This window comes from Pseudarthrobacter sp. J1738, assembly GCF_050490315.1.
Taxonomy (GTDB): Bacteria; Actinomycetota; Actinomycetes; order Actinomycetales; family Micrococcaceae; genus JBNPEO01.
Genome location: NZ_JBNPEO010000001.1, coordinates 594883 through 618848 on the forward strand (window position 1 = coordinate 594883; position 23966 = coordinate 618848).

General features: G+C 57.6%; 25 protein-coding genes. 11 read left to right on the top strand and 14 right to left on the bottom strand.

What is annotated here, in order from left to right:
* Positions 1 to 2: 2 nt before the first annotated feature.
* Positions 3 to 1109: a succinyl-diaminopimelate desuccinylase gene (gene dapE, locus ACQR35_RS02875; RefSeq protein ID WP_430269149.1), complete on the top strand. Its 1107-nt coding sequence runs from the start codon at positions 3 to 5 to the stop codon at positions 1107 to 1109.
* A 16-nt stretch (positions 1110 to 1125) separates the two neighbouring features.
* Here dapE and ACQR35_RS02880 read toward each other — a convergent pair whose 3' ends face one another.
* The 5 genes from ACQR35_RS02880 to ACQR35_RS02900 all read right to left on the bottom strand — a co-directional run bounded on the left by ACQR35_RS02880 (position 1126) and on the right by ACQR35_RS02900 (position 5184).
* Positions 1126 to 1695, bottom strand: coding sequence for a hypothetical protein (locus tag ACQR35_RS02880; protein WP_430269150.1), 570 nt, complete (start codon positions 1693 to 1695; stop codon positions 1126 to 1128).
* A 202-nt stretch (positions 1696 to 1897) separates the two neighbouring features.
* Positions 1898 to 2743 carry an amino acid ABC transporter permease gene (locus ACQR35_RS02885; protein WP_430266511.1) on the bottom strand — a complete coding sequence of 282 codons (846 nt, stop codon included), beginning with the start codon at positions 2741 to 2743 and terminating at the stop codon, positions 1898 to 1900.
* Positions 2740 to 3390, bottom strand: coding sequence for an amino acid ABC transporter permease (locus ACQR35_RS02890; RefSeq protein ID WP_430266512.1), 651 nt, complete (start codon positions 3388 to 3390; stop codon positions 2740 to 2742). The genes ACQR35_RS02885 and ACQR35_RS02890 overlap by 4 nt, the downstream gene beginning before the upstream one ends.
* Before the next feature lie 97 nt (positions 3391 to 3487).
* Complete coding sequence (locus ACQR35_RS02895; protein ID WP_430266513.1) at positions 3488 to 4369, bottom strand: glutamate ABC transporter substrate-binding protein; 882 nt, start codon at positions 4367 to 4369, stop codon at positions 3488 to 3490.
* Positions 4370 to 4428: 59 nt separating this feature from the next.
* Positions 4429 to 5184, bottom strand: a complete 756-nt coding sequence (locus ACQR35_RS02900; RefSeq protein WP_430266514.1) for an amino acid ABC transporter ATP-binding protein — start codon at positions 5182 to 5184, stop codon at positions 4429 to 4431.
* A 184-nt stretch (positions 5185 to 5368) separates the two neighbouring features.
* Between ACQR35_RS02900 and ACQR35_RS02905 the strand changes: the two genes are divergently transcribed.
* From ACQR35_RS02905 to ACQR35_RS02920, 4 genes are all read left to right on the top strand, one after another.
* Entirely contained in the window at positions 5369 to 6148 is a 780-nt protein-coding gene (locus tag ACQR35_RS02905; protein ID WP_430266515.1) for a TIGR00730 family Rossman fold protein, read from the top strand.
* Between the two features lie 87 nt (positions 6149 to 6235).
* On the top strand, positions 6236 to 6586 hold the full coding sequence (locus tag ACQR35_RS02910; protein WP_430266516.1) for a DivIVA domain-containing protein: 351 nt from the start codon (positions 6236 to 6238) through the stop codon (positions 6584 to 6586).
* The gene (locus ACQR35_RS02915) at positions 6583 to 7797 is read left to right on the top strand and encodes a hypothetical protein (protein ID WP_430266517.1); all 1215 of its coding nucleotides are present in this window, start codon (positions 6583 to 6585) and stop codon (positions 7795 to 7797) included. Before ACQR35_RS02910 ends, ACQR35_RS02915 begins: the two co-directional genes overlap by 4 nt.
* Before the next feature lie 263 nt (positions 7798 to 8060).
* Positions 8061 to 8228 (top strand): DUF3117 domain-containing protein, encoded by a 168-nt coding sequence (locus tag ACQR35_RS02920; protein ID WP_430266518.1) that lies wholly within the window; start codon positions 8061 to 8063, stop codon positions 8226 to 8228.
* Positions 8229 to 8329: 101 nt separating this feature from the next.
* On the opposite strand, the gene ACQR35_RS02925 is transcribed toward ACQR35_RS02920, so the two are convergent.
* Positions 8330 to 8962, bottom strand: a complete 633-nt coding sequence (locus ACQR35_RS02925) for an O-methyltransferase (protein WP_430266519.1) — start codon at positions 8960 to 8962, stop codon at positions 8330 to 8332.
* A 242-nt stretch (positions 8963 to 9204) separates the two neighbouring features.
* Between ACQR35_RS02925 and sigE the strand changes: the two genes are divergently transcribed.
* From sigE to ACQR35_RS02940, 3 genes are all read left to right on the top strand, one after another.
* Entirely contained in the window at positions 9205 to 9870 is a 666-nt protein-coding gene (gene sigE, locus ACQR35_RS02930; protein ID WP_430266520.1) for an RNA polymerase sigma factor SigE, read from the top strand.
* Positions 9871 to 9876: 6 nt separating this feature from the next.
* Positions 9877 to 10812, top strand: a complete 936-nt coding sequence (locus ACQR35_RS02935) for a hypothetical protein (RefSeq protein WP_430266521.1) — start codon at positions 9877 to 9879, stop codon at positions 10810 to 10812.
* Between the two features lie 70 nt (positions 10813 to 10882).
* Complete coding sequence (locus tag ACQR35_RS02940; RefSeq protein ID WP_430266522.1) at positions 10883 to 11287, top strand: Sec-independent protein translocase TatB; 405 nt, start codon at positions 10883 to 10885, stop codon at positions 11285 to 11287.
* Between the two features lie 84 nt (positions 11288 to 11371).
* On the opposite strand, the gene ACQR35_RS02945 is transcribed toward ACQR35_RS02940, so the two are convergent.
* From ACQR35_RS02945 to ACQR35_RS02955, 3 genes are read right to left on the bottom strand one after another with little or no spacing between them, the layout of a single operon-like run.
* Positions 11372 to 12499, bottom strand: coding sequence for an Mrp/NBP35 family ATP-binding protein (locus ACQR35_RS02945; protein WP_430269151.1), 1128 nt, complete (start codon positions 12497 to 12499; stop codon positions 11372 to 11374).
* Positions 12496 to 13167 carry a DUF1003 domain-containing protein gene (locus ACQR35_RS02950; RefSeq protein WP_430266524.1) on the bottom strand — a complete coding sequence of 224 codons (672 nt, stop codon included), beginning with the start codon at positions 13165 to 13167 and terminating at the stop codon, positions 12496 to 12498. Before ACQR35_RS02950 ends, ACQR35_RS02945 begins: the two co-directional genes overlap by 4 nt.
* Positions 13160 to 14443, bottom strand: a complete 1284-nt coding sequence (locus tag ACQR35_RS02955) for a magnesium transporter MgtE N-terminal domain-containing protein (protein WP_430266525.1) — start codon at positions 14441 to 14443, stop codon at positions 13160 to 13162. Before ACQR35_RS02955 ends, ACQR35_RS02950 begins: the two co-directional genes overlap by 8 nt.
* Positions 14444 to 14519: 76 nt before the next feature.
* On the opposite strand from ACQR35_RS02955, the gene ACQR35_RS02960 reads away from it, so the two are divergent.
* Positions 14520 to 15410, top strand: a complete 891-nt coding sequence (locus tag ACQR35_RS02960) for a general stress protein (RefSeq protein WP_430266526.1) — start codon at positions 14520 to 14522, stop codon at positions 15408 to 15410.
* A gap of 176 nt (positions 15411 to 15586) precedes the next feature.
* Here ACQR35_RS02960 and ACQR35_RS02965 read toward each other — a convergent pair whose 3' ends face one another.
* A complete protein-coding gene (locus ACQR35_RS02965) occupies positions 15587 to 17152 on the bottom strand; it encodes an aminopeptidase P family protein (RefSeq protein WP_430269152.1) in 1566 nt (521 codons plus the stop codon).
* Positions 17153 to 17229: 77 nt separating this feature from the next.
* Here ACQR35_RS02965 and ACQR35_RS02970 point away from each other — a divergent pair, with 77 nt between their 5' ends.
* Both ACQR35_RS02970 and ACQR35_RS02975 read left to right on the top strand, forming a co-directional pair.
* Positions 17230 to 18078, top strand: coding sequence for a PHP domain-containing protein (locus ACQR35_RS02970; RefSeq protein WP_430266528.1), 849 nt, complete (start codon positions 17230 to 17232; stop codon positions 18076 to 18078).
* A gap of 92 nt (positions 18079 to 18170) precedes the next feature.
* The gene (locus ACQR35_RS02975) at positions 18171 to 18779 is read left to right on the top strand and encodes a MarC family protein (protein ID WP_430266725.1); all 609 of its coding nucleotides are present in this window, start codon (positions 18171 to 18173) and stop codon (positions 18777 to 18779) included.
* Here the strand turns inward: ACQR35_RS02975 and ACQR35_RS02980 are convergent.
* From ACQR35_RS02980 to thiE, 4 genes are all read right to left on the bottom strand, one after another.
* Complete coding sequence (locus ACQR35_RS02980; RefSeq protein ID WP_430266529.1) at positions 18760 to 19641, bottom strand: DNA-methyltransferase; 882 nt, start codon at positions 19639 to 19641, stop codon at positions 18760 to 18762. The two genes, ACQR35_RS02975 and ACQR35_RS02980, sit on opposite strands and share 20 nt — an antisense overlap.
* A 9-nt stretch (positions 19642 to 19650) precedes the next feature.
* A complete protein-coding gene (locus tag ACQR35_RS02985) occupies positions 19651 to 21357 on the bottom strand; it encodes a DEAD/DEAH box helicase (RefSeq protein WP_430266530.1) in 1707 nt (568 codons plus the stop codon).
* A gap of 339 nt (positions 21358 to 21696) precedes the next feature.
* Entirely contained in the window at positions 21697 to 23160 is a 1464-nt protein-coding gene (locus ACQR35_RS02990; RefSeq protein WP_430269153.1) for an RNB domain-containing ribonuclease, read from the bottom strand.
* A 116-nt stretch (positions 23161 to 23276) separates the two neighbouring features.
* Positions 23277 to 23963 (bottom strand): thiamine phosphate synthase, encoded by a 687-nt coding sequence (thiE, locus tag ACQR35_RS02995; protein WP_430266532.1) that lies wholly within the window; start codon positions 23961 to 23963, stop codon positions 23277 to 23279.
* Between the last annotated feature and the right edge of the window lie 3 nt (positions 23964 to 23966).

The window sequence follows — 23966 nt, forward strand, 5'->3', positions numbered from 1 at the left end:
ACGTGACTATTGAACTTGATCTTCGCCAAGATGTTTCGCTCCTCACCGCTGCACTGATGGACATCAACAGCGTCTCCGGAAACGAACTGCCCCTTGCCGACGCCGTAGAGGCTGCATTGCGCCAGATCAACGGCCTTGAGGTGACCCGGGACGGCGATTCAATCGTGGCCCGCAGCAATTTAGGGTTGCCGGAGCGTGTGATTCTCGCTGGCCACCTGGACACTGTCCCGCTGCCTACGGTTGAAGGTGCACGCGGCACGGTGCCCTCAAGCTGGGACGGGGAGCCCGGGCACGGAACGCTCTACGGGCGCGGTGCAACGGACATGAAAGGTGGTGTGGCGGTTCAACTATCGCTCGCTGCCACAATGTTCGACGCCGGATCTCGCCCGGGCAAGGACGTCACCTTTGTGTTTTACGACCACGAAGAAGTTGAAGCGTCTAAGTCCGGCTTGGGCCGGTTGGTTCGCAACGCTCCTGAACTGCTGCACGGTGACTTCGCCATTCTTTTGGAACCAACCAACGGCACGGTGGAGGGCGGCTGTAACGGGACCAGCCGATTTGAAGTCACAACCTCCGGGGAAACGGCGCATTCCGCGCGAGCATGGATGGGCAGCAATGCAATCCACAAAGCCGCCCCGATTCTGTCTCGCCTAGCCGCCTACACCCCAGCCACCATCAACGTAGATGGCTTGGATTACAGGGAAAGCCTCAACGCCGTAAAGATCAACGGTGGCACTGCTGGCAACGTCATTCCGGACCGCTGCGTGGTTGAGATCAACTACCGTTTTGCACCAGACAAAACCCCGGATCAGGCAGAGGCCCACGTCCGTGAGCTCCTGGAAGGATTTGAAGTGGTCCGCACAGACGCAGCATCAGGTGCTCGGCCCGGACTCAACCATCCAGCTGCAGCGTCATTCGTTGCTGCGGTGGGAGCCGAACCCAAGCCAAAATACGGTTGGACAGACGTTGCCCGCTTCAGCGAGTTAGGAATTCCGGCCGTTAATTTTGGACCAGGTGACGCCTTGTTGGCCCACAAGGACAACGAACACGTCAGTGCTGATGCCATCCGTGAGTGCTTGCGGGCACTCCGCGAGTGGTTGGGCCTCTGAGCGTTTCTGAGGACTTTTAGGCAGCCAGTAGGGTCTGCGGGCGGAAGCACAGTTCGTTCAGGCGCAAGCCAAAACCTGATTCCATCCGCTCGCTGAACCCCTTGAGTACCATTAGCGAGGAGTCCAAGGAGGCATCGTTCGCACTGTGCTCCGGAAGCAACAAGTCAAAGCCAGCAGGAATCAGTCCGTAGTGTGTGCGGACGGCGGCCAGTAAACGGCTGATGCGTCGCACGCCGTCGTCCTCTAATTCCTCAGCGGTGACCTGCAGCAAAAGCGGCGGTAGGCAGACGTCGTCGGCCACACAGGCAAGTTGGGCCACATCCGCGTGGCCAGCGACGGCGATCCGTCCATACCCTAAGGCGGCGGCTGCATCCACTGCCACGCTAGTGAGTGGAGAAGCGTCCAAGATCAGTTCGGCGGCGTCGATGCCTTCCGCTGCAGCTTGGAGGTCCCGGGGCGAATCACCATCGATGTGGACATGGGAACCGGCGGGGGAACCGGATATTTCACCGGTGATGTGTCGCAGGGGTTCGGTCAGGTTGATGAAGCTTTGGAAGCCGGATATCGGCAAGGGAATCATCCTCAAAGAAACTAGTTTCAGTGTGCCGTAGAACACTGTTGGCGGCTTACCACCTCTTCATTTCTACCCGATATTGGCGCAGATTGCCCGTTGAGTAGCCGTCAAAACAGTTCATTCGCATCTGGGTTCAGGTCCAATAATCAGCGTTAAACAGCTGTTCCCGGCACCTTTTCGGGTGCCGGGAACAGTTTTTAGAATCTATGGCGTGTCAGGCAGTTTTGCTGGCCGTAGGGGTTCCTGCGGTAGGAGCTGGAGCCACACCGCCGGCGGCCTTTTTAGAGCCACGGCGTTCAATCCAAATAGCCAATCGGGAGACGGAGAAGTTGATGGCGATGTAGATGGCTGCGGCCACAAAAAACACTGGGAACAGGTACTGCGGGCCCAGGAAGTCAGCCATAATCTGAACCTTCCGCAAGAGCTCCTCGTAGGAAACGATGTACCCCAAGGATGTGTCCTTCAAAAGGACCACCAGCTGTGCCACAAGTGAGGGCAACATTCTGCGGATAGCCTGGGGGAGTTCGATGCTCAGGCGGGACTGGAAGCTGGTCAGACCGATCGCCAAACCAGCTTCGCGCTGCCCCTTCGGCAAGGACTGAATACCAGCGCGGATGATTTCGGCGAAGATGGCTGCGTTGTACAGAACCAAGCCGGCAACCACAGCGGTAAAGGAGCCGGTTGCGAAAACCAGCAACACAAAAAACATCATCAGAACTACCGGCATACCGCGCAAAAACTCCAGCACAATTCGGGTGGGAACCCGAATGGCAGCGACTTGCGAGATGCGCATCAAACTCAGCAGAAGGCCAAGCGGAAATGCGATGACTGCTGCCACGGCTGCAGCACTGAGAGTGGCAACAATTCCATTGCCCAACAGTGACCAAACATCCGGGATGCCGAATACTGCCCAGCGTTGGCTTTCAAAAATCCCTTGAGTGGCAAGAGTCATGATGATCCACACCAGAAGCGCGGCGATCAGGACTATCCCAATAATGGTTCCAATGAGGGAAGTACGCCGAGCCTTGGGGCCGGGAACATCATAAAGAACTGAACTCATCGGGCAATCGCCACCTTTTTCTCAACCTGGTTGGCCAGCAGGCCCAGGGGGACAGTAATGAGCAGGTAGAAGATGGCCACGCCTACCAATACCCAAAGAACGGCATCGCCGTGGTCATTGGTGAGCTGTTTACCGTAGCCAAAGAGCTCAAGGACATAGAAAGCTCCAGCCACTGAGGAGTTCTTGACCAAAGCAATCAGAATGTTGATCAACGGTGGGATTACGGTCCGCACGGCCTGGGGCAGGATGATCAAGGAAAGTACTTGGTTAAAGCCCATACCAATGCTGCGTGCTGCTTCGGCCTGGCCCACCGGAACACTGTTGACGCCTGAGCGCACAGCTTCAGCAATAAAAGCGGAGGTGTACGCGGTCAAAGCGATGATCGCTGCTACTTCGAATTGTTCAAACTTGATGCCAAGACGTGGCAACACCACGGCAGCGAAGAAGAATGCAATGGTCAGTGGCGTGTTCCGCACAATCTCTACATACGTCATGCTGAAACCGCGTAGTGCAGCGATGGGGGAGACGCGAGCTGCCGCCAAAATGGTGCCGAATATAAGCGCTAGTACGCCCGAGACGACCGAAAGATAAAGGGTTCTGAGAAAACCGTCCCAGTACTGCGGGAGGCTTTCAATGATGACGTCCATAGTGTCCTTCGGCGGTGGTGTGAGAAAAATTCGCTACGGGCCCCGTTGCCGCCAGCGTAGGGGCTGGCGGCAACGGTAGTGCTAGGCGACTAAACGCTTAGTAGCGGTCCAGCGTGGGCAGCTGAGGTGCAGTCTTGATTACGGCGCCAGCAGTGGCTTCCCAAGCCTTCGTGTAGGAGCCGTCCTTCTCGAAAGATTCGAGCTGATCGTTGATCCAGTTACGGAACACGGTGTCGTCCTTCTTCAGGCCGATGCCGTAAGGCTCCTTGGTGAACGTCTCGTCAGAGGCCAACTTGAATGCGTCCGGCTCCTTGTTCACGAGGCCAGCCAAAATCACGTTGTCAGTGGTGATGGCTTCGACCTGCTTGTTACGCAGCGGTTCGAGGCAAGCAGAGTAGGTGGCAGCCGGAACCAAGATGGCTCCGTACTTGTCAACGATGGTGCCAGCCGGGGTGGAACCGGTAACAGAGCAAACCTTCTTGCCCTTAACGTCTTCGGGCTTGGTGATGGAGGTGTTGTCCTTGTTCACCATCAAAGCCTGGCCAGCTTCGTAGTACGGGCCAGCGAAGGAAACTTCCTTCTTGCGCTTGTCGTTGATGGTGTACGTGGCAACAATGATGTCTACATCGCCGTTTTTGATGAACTGCTCACGGTTGGCGGAAACAGATTCTTTCCACTCGATCTTGTCTGCAGCGATACCCAACTTAGCGGCAATCATCTTGCCGATTTCCACGTCGAATCCAACGGGCTTGCCGTCCAGACCCTTCTGACCGAAGAGCGGCTGGTCAAACTTGGTGCCGATGGTGATTTTGCCAGCACTGGATAGCTTTGCCATGGTGCTGCCTGCTTCAAAGCTGGGCTTGTCCACCGGGGCCGGGTTAGTTCCGGTCGGAGAACCGCCGCAAGCGCTCAGGGAAAGCGCCACCGCGGCAGATGCTGCGACTAGGAGGGCTTTCCTCCGCGTGAAAAATGTCTTCATGACATTCCTTTCATTGGTGCGGCCTAGGTTAAGGCCAGGGTGCGAACTCTAAATGGTGACTAGTGCGTCAGGAGCTTAGAAAGGAAGTCCTTGGCGCGGTCGCTCTTGGGATTGGTGAAGAACTCTTCAGGGGTGGCGTCTTCGATGATTTCGCCGTCGGCCATAAACACCACACGATCCGCGGCTTTGCGAGCGAAGCCCATCTCGTGGGTGACCACAATCATGGTCATACCTTCTTTGGCGAGCTGAACCATCACGTCCAGAACCTCGTTGATCATTTCCGGGTCCAAAGCAGAGGTGGGCTCGTCAAAAAGCATCACCTTGGGCTTCATAGCCAAGGCCCTCGCGATGGCAACGCGCTGCTGCTGGCCACCGGAGAGCTGAGCGGGGAGCTTGGGAGCCTGCTTACCAACGCCAACACGCTCCAGAAGCTCCATAGCGAACCTTTCCGCCTCAGCTTTTGCCACGCCCTTAACTTTGATGGGACCCAGAGTCACGTTTTCAAGAATCGTCTTGTGGGCAAAGAGATTAAAAGACTGGAAAACCATTCCGACGTCGGCCCGCAGCTTGGCCAGTTCCTTCCCCTCTTCGGGGAGTTTCTTTCCGTCGATGGTGATAACGCCGTCGTCGATGGTCTCTAGACGGTTGATGGCGCGGCAGAGGGTGGACTTTCCGGACCCTGAGGGGCCGATCACCACAACAACCTCACCTCGTTTGACGTTTAGGTTGATGTCCTTGAGGACGTGCAGCTGTCCGTAGTGCTTGTTGACCGAGGTCAATGAGACGAGGGCATCACCGGTGGCAGGAATAGTCATAGGAAGAATCTAGCGAACTTTCAGGTTCTGTGAACTGAATCATAGAAAACTGCGCCGGATCGTAACTGAACAGAAACTCTTGGACAGGACTTTTTGAATGGAAGCCCGCAGTAGAACCGGTGGTGGGCGGGACGGGATGGGCCGGGAGTAAAGGACCTTCCGGATGAACAGTTAGCCTTGGGACATGAGCATCAATGAAGCATCTGTGCACTCCAACCAACCGCGCCGAAAGGGCCCGGTTCAGCTCAGGCGTGAACAAGCGGACGTGGAAATGTCGGACAAACGACTTCTGGATACCAAGGGAACCGGCGGATTTATCCACACCGACCCGTGGCGAGTTTTGCGCATTCAGAGCGAGTTCGTTGAAGGGTTCGGAGCACTCGCCGATCTGGGTCCAGCGGTTAGCGTGTTCGGTTCGGCTCGGACCAAACCAGGCAGTAAGTACTACGAGATGGGCCAAGAAGTTGGACGCTTGCTCGCCGAATCAGGCATAGCAGTGATCACCGGCGGTGGGCCTGGCTCCATGGAAGCGGCCAATAGAGGCGCGGTGGAAGGCAAAGGCGTCTCAGTGGGGCTGGGGATCGAGCTGCCCTTCGAACAGGGGCTCAACGAGTGGGTGGATCTGGGCGTGAACTTCCGGTACTTCTTTGCCCGCAAAACAATGTTCGTTAAATATGCACAGGGTTTTATTGTCCTGCCCGGTGGCCTTGGCACCATGGACGAGCTCTTTGAAGCGATGGTCTTGGTTCAAACGGGCAAGGTGACATCATTCCCGATTATTCTTTTGGGGACCGACTTTTGGCGCCCCATGCTGGATTGGATTCGCGGGACTTTGGTCGTAGAAGGAATGGTCTCCGAAAAGGATCTGGACCTGATTCAGGTGGTTGATTCTCCTGAAGAAGCCGTGAAATTAGTCTTGGACAGCGTTGAGCAGGATAAGAATGATGGGCCTCGTCCGGAGTGATCTTCCGGTGAGTCATTTCTTGATGTTTGGATGGTGGCAGGCGGTGCATTGTCCGCTCTTGCGCTTAGCGTCTGGCACCATGGTTCCGTGAGCAACTTATTGGTTTTCCTCGCTGTGGTAGTGATCGGTGTCGCCGCGATTTTTGGTACACCGCTCCTGAGCCGGTTAACCGTGCGGGGCCGCAAGCTCGGAACTCCTGCGTGGGAGGACGGGCTTGATGACCCAGTTCCCAACCTTCCAGCCGTCCTGTTGCCGAGTGATCCACGTGCCGAAGATGTTGATCGTGTTCGGTTCGCACTAGGGCTGCGCGGTTACCGGATGGATCAAGTGGATGAAGTTCTTGATGCCCTACGCGATGAGCTAACTATCAAAGACGCCTACATCAAAAAGTTGGAGCACCAGCTTGCCCACGGTGCACCTGAAGCGGACTCCCCGTGACACTTCTGCACACTCAAGAAGTGCGCGCACGGGCTTGGCCCGGGTGGGCACATGTTGTTGGCATTTACGTCATTGCACGCCTTGTTAGCGCGTGCATTTTTTCTGCCGCAGCACTGCATCAAGGAGTTAACCCCTGGTTTGAGCCTAAACCGGGGTATTGGGCATTCATCCGGATTTGGGATGCCCAATGGTATGAGAGGGCTGCGGAGGATGGTTATCCTAGCCAATTACCGCTGGGAGAGAACGGCAAGGTCCAAGAGAACACATGGGCCTTTTATCCACTATTTCCGTTTTTGGCACGGGCGCTCTCTGCTCTGACCGGCGCGGATCTAGGGTTCATGCTGACGGGTATTGCCATGTTGGCTGGGCTGGGCGCAGCGCTGGTCATCTACCAGTTGTTCCGGCAGATCGCTTCTCGCACAGCAGCACTATGGGCGGTGGTGTTCGTAGCCGTTTTTCCGGTTTCACCGATTTTGCAGGTTCCCTACGCAGAATCGCTGAACCTCCTATTGCTTGCGGCGTCACTTTTGTTTGTGGTTCAAAAGCGTTATCTGACAGCCATCCCTGTGGTGATTCTGATGTGCCTTTCACGGCCAACGGGGGTGCCATTCGCTGCCATGGTGGGTTTGTACCTAATTGCTCAGCTGTGGATTTTCATCAAGGATTCGCGGGCACAAAAACAGCACGCCTCCGCCGATTCGGTCCAACTATTGCGCCTCGCTGCCTTGGCAGTGGTCTCGGTGATAGCTGCACTTTCGTGGCCAGCCATTGCCTGGGCGCGCACGGGTGACCCGGCCGCTTACACCAAAACTGAAACCGTGTGGCGTGGTGGTTCTCTGGTACCGATCAAGCCGTGGTTTGATGCGGCGGGCAACTTGTTTGGCCCTGTCCTAGGAGCTGTTGCTCCGTTGTTGCTGCTGGGACTCTTTGTGTGGGCCATGAACTCCCGCCCGGTCCGTGCGCTTGGCACGCCACTGCGCTTGTGGTGCTACTGCTATGCGGGATACTTATTCGTTTTTCTGGATCCACAAACCAGTACGTTCAGAATGTTGTTGCCGCTGTTTCCACTTGCGCTGGCAGGAGTCCTGATTTCTAAGTCCAGGGCCTATCGCGGTGCTGTGGTGTTGATGTTTGTGCTCTTACAGATTGTCTGGGTGGTGTGGTTGTGGGCTTGGGCGCAGCTGCCTGGCGGCGGCGACTACCCGCCCTAAGAACGTGAGGGAAACACCCTGAGCTCTCGATGATGCCTGTGCTGCACTAGCACAAATGCGGTGTATGGCAAGTCACAAAGAGTATGTCCATCAATTGGCTACCCGCGCCCATCTGCGGGATAATGGAAGCCGAGCAAGTACATCAACACTGTGAAGTGTTCAGCCATGGCGGCTGCGCAAGCGGCCGCTGTAAAGGCTGTGTGCCTTGTGGACCCAGCCCAACCGGGCTGCTGGTCCTCGGACTATCGGAGGGGATTTTCCTTATGGCTGCCATGAAACCACGCACAGGCGACGGTCCAATGGAAGTGACCAAAGAAGGGCGCAGCCTTATTATGCGCGTCCCGCTTGAAGGCGGCGGACGATTGGTAGTGGAGCTCAATGCTGCCGAAGCTGCCGAGCTCAAAGGGTGCCTCTCCGGCGTCACTGAATAATTGGTGTTAAGAAGTCAAGCCTCGGCGGGGAGTTTCCCGCCGAGGCTTCTTGCACTCTAGCCGGCCCATTCAAACTGGCGCTGAGGTCAAACTGGCGCTGGCTACTTTTTGACTGCTACTAAGAGTCCATCACCGGTGGGCAGCATGGCGGAGAACAGCCGTTCGTCTTCACGAATGGTCTTGCCTACTTGGCGCAGAATAACAGTGCCTGCGTCACGCGCAGCAGGGTTCGAAACCCGGTCCTTGTCCAGTGCATCGTTGATGATCAACGTTCCACCGCGCTTGAGCAAGCGGATTGCCTGTTCCACATAGCCGGGCAAACCTGGCTTATCGGCGTCAATAAAAACGAGGTCGTATGCGGCGTCCGTCAGACGCGGCAAAACATCTGCAGCCCGGCCTGAAATGGTCCGCGTACGGTTGGCGGCGCTGCCAGCCTCTTGGTAGGCCAGCCGTGCGGCACGCAAGTGTTCTACGTCCACATCGATCGTGGTTAGTACTGCGTTGGTGTCTAAACCGCGCAGCAAACACACACCCGAAACGCCAGCACCCGAGCCGATTTCCACGGCCGTTTTGGCCTTGGTGGCGGCGGCAATAACTGTCAGAGCCGCACCAACGCCGGCGGAAACCGCGCTGACACCAAGCTCGTAGGAGCGTTCACGAGCACGCAACAGCACCTCATCCTCGGCCGGTAGACCCTCGGAGTAGGACCAGCTGATGGACTTGTCGGTGCTCATGAATTTCGCTTTCGGTGATTGTGAACAGGGAGATACACGTTGGGGAACGAGAGTTTGTGATTCACTCAAGCCTACTGCCTGCACGCGCGAGAGCCGTTGAGCCGATTTCGCCCGTCGCGGACATGAGTTGTTGTTCAGCAAATTCACAGGGATATTTGACACGATGGACACTCAGCCAGCGCCGGGAAGCTCCAGTGTAGGAAAGCAGCCAGCTGGCACTATTGCCTGAAGGGGAGTGGGCCATGTCAACGGAATCGCTGACTAACGTCCAGTACAGCAGTGCTGCAACACCACAGTCGCACGGTTCGTCCAGTGTGGAGCCCTTAAGCGGCGACTCTGTGGAGAACTGGGTCCGCCCTACATGGGAAGAAGTGGTAACTAACCACTCGGCTAAGGTCTACCGCCTCGCCTACCGTCTCACCGGCAACAAGTACGACGCCGAAGACCTCACCCAAGAAGTTTTTGTCCGGGTGTTCCGCTCTCTCGAGAACTTCAAACCGGGCACTTTGGATGGATGGTTACACCGCATCACCACCAACCTCTTTTTGGATCAAGCCCGCCGCAAAAGCCGGATTCGTTTTGATGGTTTCACTGACGATGCTGAATCGCGCATCCCTGGCCGCGAGCCCGGTCCTGAGCAGAGCTTCGAACTCAACAACCTGGATTTGGACGTTCAGGCAGCGTTAGAGGAGCTGCCCCCAGACTTCCGCGCCGCCGTCGTCCTGTGTGATCTGGAAGGTCTTTCCTACGAAGAGGTGGCCCAAGCTTTAGACGTCAAGCTCGGCACGGTTCGCTCACGCATTCACCGTGGCCGGACCATGCTTCGGGAAAAGCTTGCACACCGCGATCCTCGCACTAGTGTGGCCAAGCCGCGGCTCAAGATGCCGCGCATCGCTGGAATTCTCTAGAGCACCGTGGGCCGCATTACCCGGCTGACGGCAGCCGTTGATCTGAGTAAGTTGCCGTTGGTCGCTCATCCAGATTCGCCAGCGCACCTCGCAGAATGTTCTGAGTGCGCCTTGGAGCTAAACCGTCGCCGGGAGTATTTGGAGACGCTGCGCTCTGCACCTGTTCCCAGTGGCGGAAGTGACCTTGCTGCCCGGATTCTGGAGCGAACTAGTGCTCTTGAACCAGGCACCACACAATCAGAGCCACTCGTCCTGCACAAACACTTCGCCCGTCCGTTGGTACGCGCTGGGATTGTTTCTGCTGCCACCCTTGCTACTGCAGCACTCACCGTAGCAGCCTATTCAGTGGGTGGTGGTACCACCGCCCCGACTGCGACTAGTACTGCGGACAAAACTCTGACCTTAGTCAGCGAGTCCCAGAGCCTCGACGCCACGGCGCTGGCTTCATTGCGAGAGCACGGTTGGGCCTGCCCAGAGTTGTCCTCGCTGGGCTATTCGGTGGTCTCTGCTCGCTCCGTAGAGTTGCCAGCAGGTCCTGGTGTTGTCTTGCAGTTGAGCGACGGTAAACACTGGATTGCAGTCACCGAAGAACACCCGGAAGCTACTGCCAACAACGACTCACACGGTTCTGAGCGGGCAATGGCAGCCAATGTGGGCCCCAGCCTAACCCCGAATTCTGCGCCCAGCACCGAGGCAGCCATTGCGGCGAACGTTTCGCAGGCCATTGATTCAACGCCCGGGCGGCCATGGACGGGTGTGATTACGGGCAGTGGCGGCCGATACACCATCACGGCCAATTTAACCGATGAACAGGCCAGACAGGCCCTCGCAGCACTGCTGCCAGAAGATGCGAGTGCGCGTTCAAACGGTGAGCGCAGCCACAATCCGCTTACACAAATCCTGCGCGGACTACGGATGCTCATCGGCTCCACGGACGTCTAAATTGCATCTGTGATGACACAGCTCACGCAAAAATCGCTACATCCATTCCAGAGAGGGTAATCTTCCTAAGGTGTTCGGAATCAACGGTTTAGAATTTTTTCTTCTGCTGATCATCGGGGTTTTGGTGATTGGTCCTCAGCGCTTGCCCGAGTACACCCAAAAGCTGGCTAATTTGGTCCGTGAAGTTCGCCGTATGGCCTCTGGTGCCCGCGAACAGATCAAAGAAGAAGTTGGCATAGACATCGATGAGGTCGACTGGAAAAAGTACGATCCTCGTCAATACGATCCTCGCCGGATTATCCGTGAAGCACTGCTCGACGACGGCCCGGCCACCGCAGCCGTGACAGTTGCCGCAGCAACTGCTCCTGCCGCGGTAGCAGCAGCCTCACAGAGTAACGAGCCAGCCGCGCCTGAACGTGTTGTTGAACGCTTGGCTCAAGGCGAAGCGGCACCCTTCGACTCGGAAGCAACCTAAAAGGTACCTACGCGAGCAACCAAGGTACCTACGCGCAGCGGCCGGTGGGGTACTTTGGCCGCCGGCATATTTGACGGAGACGCCTTATTTGACGGAGACGCCCAGTGACCTTCCGCTCAAACCACGTGGCTGAGCCGCCAGTGAAGCAGCAATTTTTTCCAGTTCCCTGGCAGCAGCTGTTGCTGGTTGTGAGAGGACCACAGGCATGCCGCTGTCTGCGCCTTCACGAAGACTGACCTGCAGCGGAATCTTCCCCAAAAGCGGTACCTGCGTCCCGGTACTGGCGGACAGACGCGCGGCGAGAGACTCACCGCCACCGTTGCCAAATACTTCGAGCTTCTGGCCATCTTCAAGTTCCAGGTAAGACATGTTCTCCACAACGCCGGCCAGGCTCTGCCCGGTCTGTGTGGCAATAGAACCAGCCCGTTCGGCAACTTCCGCAGCCGCCGATTGGGGAGTGGTCACTACAAGAATTTTGGCTTTAGGCAGCAATTGAGCCACCGAGATGGCTATGTCCCCGGTGCCGGGAGGTAGATCCAAAAAGAGCGCGTCCAGATCGCCGAAGTACACATCCGTGAGGAACTGTTCTAATGCTCGGTGCAACATTGGTCCACGCCAGGCAACCGGCTGATTGCCGTCAACGAACATACCGATCGAAATGACCTTCACGCCGTGTGCAACCGGTGGCAGGATCATGTCATCCATACGTGTGGGAGCCTGTGTGATGCCCATCAGCGAGGGCACAGAGAAGCCGTGAACATCTGCGTCCACAATGCCCACACGAAGCCCCTGAGCGGCCAGTGCGCAGGCAAGGTTAACGGTGACTGAAGACTTCCCCACACCGCCTTTACCACTCGCTACGGCATACACCTTGGTAAGAGAGTTGGGCTCGTTAAAGGGGATGCCTCGTTGACCACCGGGGCCACGGAGCATTTCCTTGAGCTGCTCGCGCTGCTCGGTGCTCATAACCTTCAGCGTTACATTCACTGCGGTGACGCCCGGGACCACACTGAGCTCCGCCGTCGCATCTGCAGTAATGGTTTCCCGTAGCGGGCAACCAGCGATAGTCAAAAGCACTGCCAAGTCCACCGTGCCCGCAGCATCAGCGTGGACCGATTCCACCATGCCCAGCTCGGTGATGGGACGGCGAAGCTCTGGGTCAATGACGCGGTCAAGCGCAGCCCTGAGGAGAGATTCTTCGGGCACGATCATTGTGGGGGAGTCACGTCCTTGGGTGCCTTGACGGAAGTGATCTGCTGCGTTCGAGGATTGCGTTTGTTCTCTCGTTTGTCCTTGATTTTTTCGCGAACCTTCTCCGGAGTCCGCTCAGCGTCAGGGGTCGTCTCGTCCTGACTGTGGATCTCATGCTGAGCTTCGATGACGTCTTCCAGCAAGGAACGCAGCTCGGCACGGACGTAATCGCGGGTGGCGACCTCACGCAAAGCTATACGCAACGAGGCCAGCTCACGGGTGAGGTACTCGGTGTCAGAGAGATTGCGTTCGGCCCGTTGGCGGTCTTGCTGGAGGGAGACGCGGTCCCGGTCATCTTGCCGGTTTTGAGCCAAGAGCAACAAAGGTGCTGCGTAGGAGGCCTGAAGCGAAAGCATCAAGGTCAGGAGTGTGTAGCCCAGGGCTTTGGAATCGAATTGCCATTGTTCCGGTGCCCACGTGTTCCAGCCCAGCCAGAACAAGCAAAGAATCGTCATATAGACCAAGAACTGGGGTGTGCCCATAAAACGGGCAAACCCTTCCGTGGCGTGACCGAATGCATCCGGGTTAGGCGAGAACTTGGGGAAGAGCCGCTTTCGAGAGGTCAGCGGAGTATCCAGGCTGCCTTTGGTGGGGTGCTTGCGTGCGTGGGTGCTACTAACCTCAGCCAATCCTGCCTCCCAACTTTCTTACCGGTGCATTGTCTTCGTGAACACGCCAATCATCTGGCAACAAATGGTCAAGAACATCGTCCACGGTAACAGCGCCAACCAGCCGCCCGGCCTCGTTGACTACCGGAAGAGAGTTCAAGTTGTACGTAGCCAAGGTCCTAGCTACTTCAGAAATATGAGCTTGGTCAGAGACCGGCTCCAAATTTTTATCCACCAGGTTGCCCAGTGGCTCCGGCGGCGGGAAGCGGAGCAATTGTTGGATGTGGACAACACCCAAAAAACGTCCGGTGGGCGTCTCCAACGGGGGACGCGCAATAAATATCGACGACGCCAAAGCAGGGGAGAGCTCTTCACGACGAACGTGGGCCAATGCCTCGGCCACTGTGGCTTCGGGCGGCAAGATCACCGGCACAGGGGTCATAAGACCACCGGCAGTGTCCTCGTCGTATTCGAGTAGTCGACGCACGTCTTTGGCTTCTTCAGGCTCCATGAGTTGCAGGAGCTCTTCAGCTTGGGCCTCGGGCATTTCGGAGAGAAGGTCCGCTGCGTCATCCGGGTCCATCTCTTCGAGGACGTCTGCAGCGCGCTCAACGTTGAGCGAGGAAAGAATCTCTACCTGGTCTTCTTCGGGGAGCTCTTGAAGAACGTCTGCAAGGCGCTCATCTTGGAGCTCGTGGGCCACTTCAAAACGGCGTTTGCCGCTCATCTCTTGGAGAGCTTCAGCAAAGTCAGCGGGCTTAAGGTCCTCGTGAGTGGCTACAAAAGCTGTGGCAGCTTGAGGCTCGGTCCGGGCGCCTTGATAGGCGTCAGCCCAGTCAACGATGAGTGTTTCGTTGCGGCGCAAGCGGCTCAACGGCGACAAAGAATGGCCACGCCGAACAAAAAGTTTGGCCACAAACCAGTCGCCGGAACGGTGCTGTTCCATGGCGATGTCCTCGATGGTGGCGTCACCGCTGCCGTCGGCCAAGGTGACGCGGCGGTCAAACATCTCGCCAACAACCAGCGTTTCGGCACCGCGCTGTTCAAAGCGGCGCAGATTTACTAAACCCGTGCAGATGACTTGGGTCTGGTCCATGGACGTAATTCTGGTCATTGGAACAAATACGCGTTTTTTGCCGGGAACTTCGACCACGATACCCACCACGTGTGGCGCGCCGCGGTTTGCTCTGGAGAGCACCACAACATCCCGCAGTCGGCCAAGACGGTCACCGAGCGGGTCAAAAACATCGAGCCCTAACAGACGCGCAACAAAGACGCGTGAAGTATTTGTACTCACCCCTACAGGCTACCGAGTCTGCTCTCTTTTAGCTGAATTTCAGTCTTCTCACATCCATATGGGCAACAATGGAGACATGTCAAACATCTTTGGTGCTCCCAAGGCCCTTGAAGAGGCTCGTACTGTCCCTACTGGGGACACTATTGGGTCCTACACTTCGTATCTGGATGCCCAAAAGGCGGTGGACTATCTGGCGGATCAGCAGTTCCCGGTTCAGCTGGTCTCGATCGTGGGCAATGACTTAAAGATGGTTGAGCGAGTCACTGGCCGCCTGAGCTACCCGCGAGTTGCCCTCTCCGGGGCTCTGAGCGGTATGTGGTTCGGGCTATTTGTAGGCGTTCTGCTGTCCTTTTTCTCACCGGGCGGATATTTCTCCATCATTACCTCCGTGCTGATGGGCGCCGCGTTCTTTATGCTCTTCGGGATCGTTACCTACGCCATGCAGCGCGGTAAGCGAGACTTCACCTCAACGAGTCAAGTCTTGGCATCCAGCTATGACGTTATCGTGGCTCCAGAAGCTGCCCATGAGGCACGTCGTTTGCTGCAACAGTTGCCCATGAAGGCCTCTGACGCTGCTCCGGGTGGCCACGATGCGGGCGTGTTTACGCAGCAGAGCTACCAGCAGGCTCCCTACCAGCAGCCCGCAGCACCGGCGCAGCCGGAACAGGAACCTCAGCAGCACCAGCAGCCGCAGTATGGGGAACAGGGCACACCTTCAGGTGGTACGGAGCCACAGCGACCCGCCACGTGGAATGATCCTTACGGCCAGAACAGCGCAGGCCAGAACAGTGCAGGCCAGAACTCAGCTGGCGAGCACAATGCGGATTCTGCCGCAAACACCGAAGTGGCCCCCGCGCCTACGGAGCGTAAGTCCACCAATTACCCTGACCTTCCGGACGGCCGCCCGCAATATGGCATTCGACTTCCTCAGGACGGCCAGCAGGGCAACGGACCTAAGACTGACTAGTCCCTTCTTGCTAGTCCTTTCCTGCTTGTACCTTCCTGCTAGTACCGTCCTGGCAGTGCAGCACTGGGGAAGGGGACAACACCAGGGAAGCCAAGAGGGTCACCACATAACGGCGGCTTCGGTTGCTCTAGAAGTTCTAGAGCAACCGAAGCCGCCGTTTTTGCAGTAGGGCGGGTTTAGCCCTGAGCTAGCCCTGCCATCCAGTTCTCAACTTCCTCCGGGGTGCGCGGAAGTGCAGCGGAGAGATTGACTGGACCTTCAGCGGTCATCAGGATGTCATCCTCAATGCGCACACCAATACCGCGGTACTCTTCCGGGATCGCCAGATCCTCGTTCTTGAAGTAGAGACCCGGCTCAATGGTGAAGACCATTCCCTCCGTCAGTACGCCGTCGAGGTACAGCTCGCGCTTGGCCTGGGCACAGTCGTGAACGTCCAGTCCCAAGTGGTGGCTGGTGCCGTGGGGCATCCATCGGCGGTGCTGCTGGCCCTCCGGAGAAACGGCTTCTTCTACGGAGACCGGCAACAGGCCCCATTCGGCCAGGCGCTCGGCCAAAACGCGGGTTGCCGTGGAGTGGATATCGCGGAACTTCACACCCGGCTGGGCTGCTGCGAAACCTGCATCGGCAGCGTCCAGTACAGCCTGGTAAACCTTGCGCTGAACCTCGGAAAAGGTGCCGTTTGTAGGCAAGGTACGGGTGACGTCAGCGGTGTAGAGCGAATCTGCTTCGACCCCAGCGTCCAAGAGAAGCAATTCGCCTTCCTTGACTGTCCCATTGTTGTGGGTCCAGTGGAGGATGGTGGCGTTGTTACCGGCGGCTGCGATGGTGTCATAACCCAGCTCATTGCCTTCTTCGCGGGCACGAGCAAAAAATGCGCCCTCAACAACGCGCTCGCCGCGGCGGTGGCCAATGGCTCGAGGCAAGGACTTCACAACTTCTTCGAAGCCTTGAACGGTGGCCGCAATGGCCACCTTCATCTGCTGAATTTCCCACTCGTCCTTGAGTAGACGCAGCTCAGAGAGCGCTTCGCTCAGAACCTCGTCCAGGGCGTCCAACGCGGTGAGGTCAAGGTTCTCAGGGTCCTTCGCGGTGTTGTAGCGTGCGGTATCAACAAGAGCATCGATGTTCTCATCAACTTTGCGCACCAAGCGGATGGAAATTCCGCCGATCTCCGGCGCACCCACGTTTTTGGTGATGGCAACTTCGAGCTCATCCAGATGAGCCGTGGCAAGGCCCAAACGAGCCTTGAACTCCGCCAAGGTTGGGCGCGGGCCAATCCAGAACTCGCCTGATCGGGCGTCGGCGTAGAACTGTTCGGTGTCCCGGCCGGCCAAAGGACGGAAGTAGAGCGTCGCGTGGTGGTGACCGCCGTCATCGCCCTTTCCTTCATCGGTAGGTTCCAGAATCAGCACAGCATCCGGCTCATGGTCCAAGCCCAAACCGGTCAGATGGGCAAAAGCGGAGTGCGGGCGGAAACGGTAATCGCAGTCATTGGAACGGACTTTCAACGGGCCGGCCGGAATCACCAAACGTTCGCCCTTGAACAGTTCAGAAATGGCACGACGGCGTCCGGCGGCGTGGTCTGCGACCTCGTCGAGGCCCGGCAACTCCGAAGAGGCGGGGGCCCAGTTGCTAGCCATAAAGGCCTTAAAAGCAACAGAATTGGGTCGCTGTGAACGATTATTCACGCGGTCTTCGAGAGCTTGAGAGCTTACTTCGGGGGTGTTTTCAGCGTTAGTCACCATCCCATGTTCTCACCGGGCGCGCGGGCGGCCAAGCGCGAGGGGCTCAATGGCCCCAGCTCGTCTAGGCTGAGAGCGTGAGGATCGATCTGCACACCCATTCACGCATCTCCGACGGCACCGAATCTCCTGCCGAGGTGATGAAATCTGCGCACGCTGCAGCCCTTGACGTCGTGGCGCTCACGGACCACGACACCACGGCTGGCTGGGCAGAAGCGGCGGCTGCAGCAACGGCTTTAGGGCTGAGCTTTGTTCCCGGAATGGAGGTTTCTTGCCGCACGGACAATGGGATCAGCGTCCATCTTCTCAGCTACCTGCACGATCCGGCGGATCCTGGTTTGCTCGAGGAGATCACCAAGGCTCGCGACGCGCGGCTCAGCCGGGCCGAGACCATGGTCAACTTGCTGGCGGAGGACTACCCGCTGAGCTGGGATGACGTTACAGCTCACGTTTCCCCCGGTGCCACCGTAGGAAGGCCGCACATTGCCGACGCGCTTGTAGCCGCCGGGATAGTGGCTGACCGGAGTGAAGCTTTCGCCTCCATTCTCACGCCGCACTCAAAGTACTACGCGCATCACTATGCGCCGCATCCTGCCCGCGCCGTTGAATTGGTCCGTGCGGCCGGTGGCGTGCCCGTCTTCGCTCACCCTGTTGCCGCAGCCCGCGGCCGGGTAGTGGAAGAGTCAGTCTTTCTAGAGATGATCGACGCCGGACTGGCCGGGGTAGAGATTGACCACCGAGATAATCCTGAGGACGGCCGGGAGTTCTTGCGCCAGCTCGCTGTCAAGCACTCACTGTTGATCACCGGGTCCAGCGATTATCACGGCAGCGGAAAGGTTAACCGCCTCGGCGAGAACCTGACCAGCGAGGAAGCCTTGGGGGAGATTGAAGCCCAAGGGCGAGGCGCCGCCGTCGTACGTCCCTAAGGTCCTGAACAGCTGGAGCTGGATTGGCAATTTCACATGCCGTTTCAGTCCTTTTGCCTAAACTGGGCCACTAAACTTGGCTAGTGAACTGGATTGACCTGCAACTTTTTGCCTCGGTACTCGTGACGCTATTTGTGATCATGGACCCGCCCGGCACCGTGCCCATTTTTATGTCTCTGACGGCTCAAATGTCGCCCCGAGACCGGAACCTCTCAGCGTTACAAGCGCTTTTGGTGGCCACCGGTGTGATTGTGGCTTTTGCCATCTTTGGCCAATCCATTCTGAACTACATGCACATTTCCCTCGCTGCGCTTCAAGGCGCTGGTGGGTTGCTGCTGGTGCTGATCGCACTGCAATTGCTCACTGGCTCTACGGGTGGCGAAGAGACAGCTACCAAGTACAAAAACGTTGCCTTTGTGCCGTTGGGTACTCCGTTGATGGCAGGTCCGGGCGCGATTGTGGCAGTGATGGTCAACGTGCAGCGGTCCTCGACGTTCCCGCAGTACCTGGCAGTAGGCTTGGGCATTGCTGTAACCCTCGCGGCCCTGTATTTGGCCATGCGCTTTGCTGGGCTGGTTCAGCGGGTATTGGGTGAGAACGGCGTGGAACTCGTCACCCGTATTGCTGGTCTTTTGCTCTCGGCGATCGCTGTGCAAATGATCGCCGACTCGGTCCACGCTTTTATGCGTTCTTGGAGCTAGGGAAACCTACTACCTCGGCTACCGCACCCAGGCGCTTGGCCATTACTTCGATGGCTGGCGGGTTTTGGTCAACACACACAAAACGGCGCCCCGATTTTGAAGCGACAGCACCGAGCGTCCCTGAACCGGCAAAAAAGTCTAAGCACCAGTCGCCTTCACGGCTTGACGCTGTCACGATGCGCCGAATGAGGCCCTCGGGCTTCTGCGTGGGGTAACCAGTTTTCTCTTTACCGGTGGGGGAGACGATGGTGTGCCACCAGACGTCGGTCGGCAGTTTGCCGAGCTTTCGTTTGGCCTCGGTGACCAGCCCGGGAGCCATATAGGGTTCCCGGTCCACAGCTGCTGCATCAAAGTGATAACGGGACGGGTTTTTGACGTACACCAAGATGTTGTCGTGCTTGGTGGGCCAACGGTTCTTCGCTCGTGCGCCGTAGTCGTAGGCCCAGATGATCTCGTTGAGGAACGATTCGCGCCCAAAGATCGAATCCAACATCACTTTGGCGTAGTGCACCTCACGGTAATCAAGGTGCAAGTACAAGGTGCCATCGTCGGCAAGAAGGCGCCAAGCTTCCATAAGCCGAGGCTCCAAAAAGGCCCAATAGTCGCTGAACGCGTCGTCGTAACGGTGCAAGGCGCCCTTGACCGTGGCATAAGACCGGCCTTGGAAACCCACGCGGTCACCATCGGCGGCTTCGCTGCGTACCATCGTGGTCAGCTGGCGGCTTTGAACCCGCCCGGTGTTGAACGGCGGATCAACATAAATCAGAGTAAAGGCGCCGTCCGGCAGTGTTGGCAAAAATTCCGCATTATCAGCGTGAACCACCAAATTGCTGCCGTCCGGCGCCCAGACAGAGTTGTGCATCGAGGCGTCTTAGCCTTCGTTAGTGGAGGGGGCGTTGTTGCCACCCTGCTCCGGGGCGTTGACTACCTCGCCGTTACGGCGACGAGTACGGCTACGGTTACGGCGAACGCGCGGCTCGGACGACGCTGATGCTGCGGCCTCCGTGCGGTTCTCATCACGTGCGGGCCGTGAGGTGCTTGCGGCATCCCGAGTGGCGGCCTCGGACTGGCGTCCGGAATCACGGCCGCCGTCGCGGTTACGGTCGTGAGAACCGCTGCGTGAACCCTGTGAAGCGCCACCGCGGGAATTCTGCCGGGGGCCGCGAGAATCCGGACGCGAACCTCCAGCATTCTTTTTGCCGGTCTCGCCCAAGTCTTCAAGAACTTCGCCGCCAACGCCTTCAAGTACGCGCTGATTGCGGGGCAAACGGCCCTTGGTGCCGGCCGGAATGTCCAAGTCCTCATAGAGGTGGGGTGAAGAGGAGTAGGTCTCGATTGGCTCGGGGACGCTCAGGCCTAGGGCCTTGTTGATCAGACCCCAGCGAGGCATGTCATCCCAGTCAACAAAGGTCACCGCGGTGCCCTTGTTGCCTGCGCGGCCGGTGCGGCCAACACGGTGCAAGTAGATTTTCTCGTCTTCTACGCACTGGTAGTTGATCACGTGAGTGACATCGTCCACATCAATACCGCGGGCAGCAACGTCAGTGGCAACCAAAACGTCCACCTTGTTGTTGCGGAAAGCTCGCAAAGCCTGCTCGCGTGCACCCTGTCCAAGGTCACCGTGGATGGCTGCAGCGGCGAAACCGCGATCAACCAGCTCTTCAGAAACTTTGGCGGCGGTGCGCTTGGTTTTGGTGAAGATGATGCTGCGTCCGCGGCCACGTGCCTGCAGAATACGTGCCACAACCTCAATCTTGTCCATGGCGTGGGCACGGTAGATCAGCTGACGGATGTCGCGCTTGGTCAGGCCTTCGTCATCCGGGTCAGCTGCACGAATGTGCGTGGGCTGGGTCATGTAGCGCCGGGCCATAGCAATGACCGGGCCAGGCATGGTGGCAGAGAACAACAAGGTCTGGCGGACCGCAGGAGTACCAGCGATCAATGTTTCCACGTCCGGCAAGAAACCAAGGTCAAGCATTTCGTCAGCCTCATCGAGGATCACGATCTTGACGTTTTTGAGGACCAAATGCTTTTGCTTGTAAAGGTCAATGAGTCGACCCGGGGTACCCACTACAAGCTCAACGCCCTTTTGAAGAGCTTCAATCTGAGGCTCGTAGGCGCGCCCACCGTAAATGGTAGCTATCCGCGCGTTGCGCTTGCGTGAGGCAGTCTGAAGATCGTTAGCCACCTGAACGGCAAGTTCACGCGTGGGAACAATAACGAGTGCTTGAGGCGCACCCGGTGCTGGCAAACGGTCATAGCCGGGGTCATCCTGGCCAACCACACGCTGAAGAGCGGGGATACCAAAGCCGAGCGTTTTACCCGTTCCGGTTTTGGCCTGACCAATGATGTCGTGGCCAGCAAGGGCTACGGGCAAGGTCATGGACTGGATGGGGAAAGGATGAGTAATTCCGGCATCAGCCAGCGACTCAACGATGTCTGCGCGGACGTCGTAGTCGGCGAAAGACTTCTCTTCAATTTCTTTAGCTACCGCGGTGGTAACGATGGTCTCTTCAGGCTCAAGGACTTCCGTACCGGAGGCATCGCTGAGGATTTCATGGGTGTGCAATTCACTCACAGGGAGTTTCCTTATTCATTTGGGCCGCGCGTTGTGCTCGACGTAGAGGTAGAACGTTGTTCCGGACCTTCGGAGCACACGGTAAACGCGCAGACAATTCCAGTGGAGCCGATCGCGGTTTTTCTAGGCGCCGGCACTGGGACCGGCGGTTCATTATCAGTCCGCGTAGGGGCGGGATTGTTGATTTCAGGGACCGCATCAGCTGCGGCCAGCGAAGTTTGGTGGTTCAATCAACGACCGGGCATCCATAACTACTTTTTCAGTCTAGCCGTAGAGCAGCCGAATCACGGGATCGCGCCACAAGGTGGGCTACCTTGTGGCGCTGGCAACGCTGAGTGCTTAGCCCACGCGTTGGAGCACAATCTCGCGTTTGACGATGTCTACCGAGACCAGTTTGACCCTCACTACGGTGCCAGCTTCCATTTCGCCTTCGCAGCGAGCAGCGACAGCAGGTTCGGCAATTTGAACTATTCCGTAGGGAACGTGATCCGGCTTGCCGTTGCCGTCTCGGGACCCCGAAATGACCACTGCTTCAAATTCCCGGCCCACCAGAGGACTCAAAATCGCAGCCTCAATGGTGTCTATGGAGACACGTTCAAGTTTGGACGCCAACTGGTCTGAAGCCGTCATAATCTCAGGCAATTGCGCCAAAGACTCCCTTGCCCAGGCAGGGACTTCTTGGCCGTTACTCAAAGCCTCACAAATAACAAGACTCCAACGGTCAACGAGGCGGCGCAACGGTGCAGTGGTGTGCGCGTACGGAGCCCCAATGGCTGCCTGAACCGTTTCTTGCGGAACGTCCCCGTCAAAGGGGGTGTAGCCGGCTCCGCGGAACAAAACGCCGGCCGAATGCAAAATGGCCAAGTGCTTGGGGTTGCTTGGATCAAGGGTGCGCAGATATTCACCATAGGAGATCGAGGAGTCCCATTTTTGACCCAATGCAGCAGTCTGCAAGGTAAATGCTTTCAGAGATTTTTCATCGGGAGCAGGCATGGTCCGCAGAATGCCCACCTTCCCCTTGAGCATAATGTCAGCGGCCGCCATTCCGGTGAGCAATGAAATTTGTGCGTTCCAATCCTCAACGGGTAGTTGCGGGGCTGCCACAATCCGGTAGGTTATGCCGGAACCACCGGGGACTTGTTCGATCTCCTGCTCGGGGATGTTCAGGCTCGCACCGCCGCGCTTGCGTTCTAGTTCAATGCGTTTGAGGCCGATCTCTTTGAGCAGCTGAAGACTCTCTGAGGCGGTGCCGTTGTCGATCTGCTCTTGAACACCTTGATAGTTAAGTTTGGCTCGGCTGCGGACTTGAGCACGGCGGACGACGGCGGAGGTCAGCTCGGCATTGGCGTCGAGTTCGAATTCCCACACATAGGCAGCTCGAAGCTGATCTGGCAGCAGGCTGCCAGCGTCTTCGGAAATAATCTCTGGGTGCAGAGGGATGCGGCCGTCCGGAGCGTAAAAAGTCTGACCACGACGGCGAGTCTCAGCATCCAGTTCGCCGCCTGGGTTCACAAAAGACGGCACGTCAGCAATCGCGTAGAGAACTTTGTAGCCGTCGCCGGCCCGTTCCAAATACATGGCTTGGTCAAGGTCAGTTGAGCTGGGTGGATCTATCGTCACAAATTCAAAGGCCGTGAGGTCAAGGCTTGGAAGCTGATGCTTAGCCACAGCAGCTTCTGCGTCTTGGACGGCCACTGGAGGATATTCCAAGGGCAGTTTGAGCTCAGTTTTTAGGGCACTCAGTGCACCTGCCAATTGGCTCTGCGGGTCAAGGGCGCGTGGGGCTATCCGTTGATGAGACACGAAATTCAGGCTAGCGGGAAAAGCCACCTTAGTGGCGGAAATAGCGTCAAATTCTTCGTCACGATTGCCGCAGCTCCGTCCGCTCCACCGATTCTTGGCCCGTCTGAGCAAGAAATCTAGCTGTTGGCCACGTCGTCTTGGCTGGGTAACGCTTCAAGCAACTTGAGGGCCGCTTCAGCAGGATCGCTAGCCTCGGTAATGGCGCGAACCACCACCACACGCTGGGCCCCAGCTTCCACCACTTGGCCGATGTTGCTCAGGTCAATCCCGCCGATTGCGAACCAAGGGATCTGAATGGGGCCATCGATTTTGGCTGCTGCTTGAGCCGCATATTCCACCAATTCCAGCCCGACGGCGGCCCGGCCGGGTTTGGTGGGAGTCGCCCACAGTGGGCCTACACAGAAGTAGTCCAAACCTTTACGGCCCGGGGCTGCAGCAATGGCGGCGTCCACTTGGGCTGGGGAGTGAGTGGACATACCTATCACCGTTTTTTTGCCCAGCACTTTTCGAGCAAAGTCGAAGGGGAGATCATCCTGCCCAATGTGGAACACCGGAGCTTGTGCAAGGCTCGCCACGTCGGCGCGATCGTTGACGGCCCACAACCGTCCGTGCCGTGTAGCGGCTGCCTCAAGAACTTTGAGTGCTTCCAGCTCCGTGGCCACATCAATGTTCTTGTCCCGCAGCTGGATGATGTCAACGCCACCGGAAAATGCGGCGTCAACAAAGTCGGCAAAATCTCCGCGTTCGGTGCGCGCATCGGTGCACAGGTAGAGGCGGGCAGCATGGTGGACGTGTTGGCTCATAAG

Bases quoted from the DNA above. Each gene is read 5' to 3' on its own strand.
- ACQR35_RS02885 (WP_430266511.1), bottom strand. From the start codon at position 2,743: ATGAGTTCAGTTCTTTATGATGTTCCCGGCCCCAAGGCTCGGCGTACT.
- ACQR35_RS02890 (WP_430266512.1), bottom strand. From the start codon at position 3,390: ATGGACGTCATCATTGAAAGCCTCCCGCAGTACTGGGACGGTTTTCTC.
- ACQR35_RS02895 (WP_430266513.1), bottom strand. From the start codon at position 4,369: ATGAAGACATTTTTCACGCGGAGGAAAGCCCTCCTAGTCGCAGCATCT.
- ACQR35_RS02900 (WP_430266514.1), bottom strand. From the start codon at position 5,184: ATGACTATTCCTGCCACCGGTGATGCCCTCGTCTCATTGACCTCGGTC.
- ACQR35_RS02905 (WP_430266515.1), top strand. From the start codon at position 5,369: ATGAGCATCAATGAAGCATCTGTGCACTCCAACCAACCGCGCCGAAAG.
- ACQR35_RS02920 (WP_430266518.1), top strand. From the start codon at position 8,061: ATGGCTGCCATGAAACCACGCACAGGCGACGGTCCAATGGAAGTGACC.
- ACQR35_RS02925 (WP_430266519.1), bottom strand. From the start codon at position 8,962: ATGAGCACCGACAAGTCCATCAGCTGGTCCTACTCCGAGGGTCTACCG.
- sigE (WP_430266520.1), top strand. From the start codon at position 9,205: ATGTCAACGGAATCGCTGACTAACGTCCAGTACAGCAGTGCTGCAACA.
- ACQR35_RS02945 (WP_430269151.1), bottom strand. From the start codon at position 12,499: ATGATCGTGCCCGAAGAATCTCTCCTCAGGGCTGCGCTTGACCGCGTC.
- ACQR35_RS02960 (WP_430266526.1), top strand. From the start codon at position 14,520: ATGTCAAACATCTTTGGTGCTCCCAAGGCCCTTGAAGAGGCTCGTACT.
- ACQR35_RS02980 (WP_430266529.1), bottom strand. From the start codon at position 19,641: ATGCACAACTCTGTCTGGGCGCCGGACGGCAGCAATTTGGTGGTTCAC.
- thiE (WP_430266532.1), bottom strand. From the start codon at position 23,963: ATGAGCCAACACGTCCACCATGCTGCCCGCCTCTACCTGTGCACCGAT.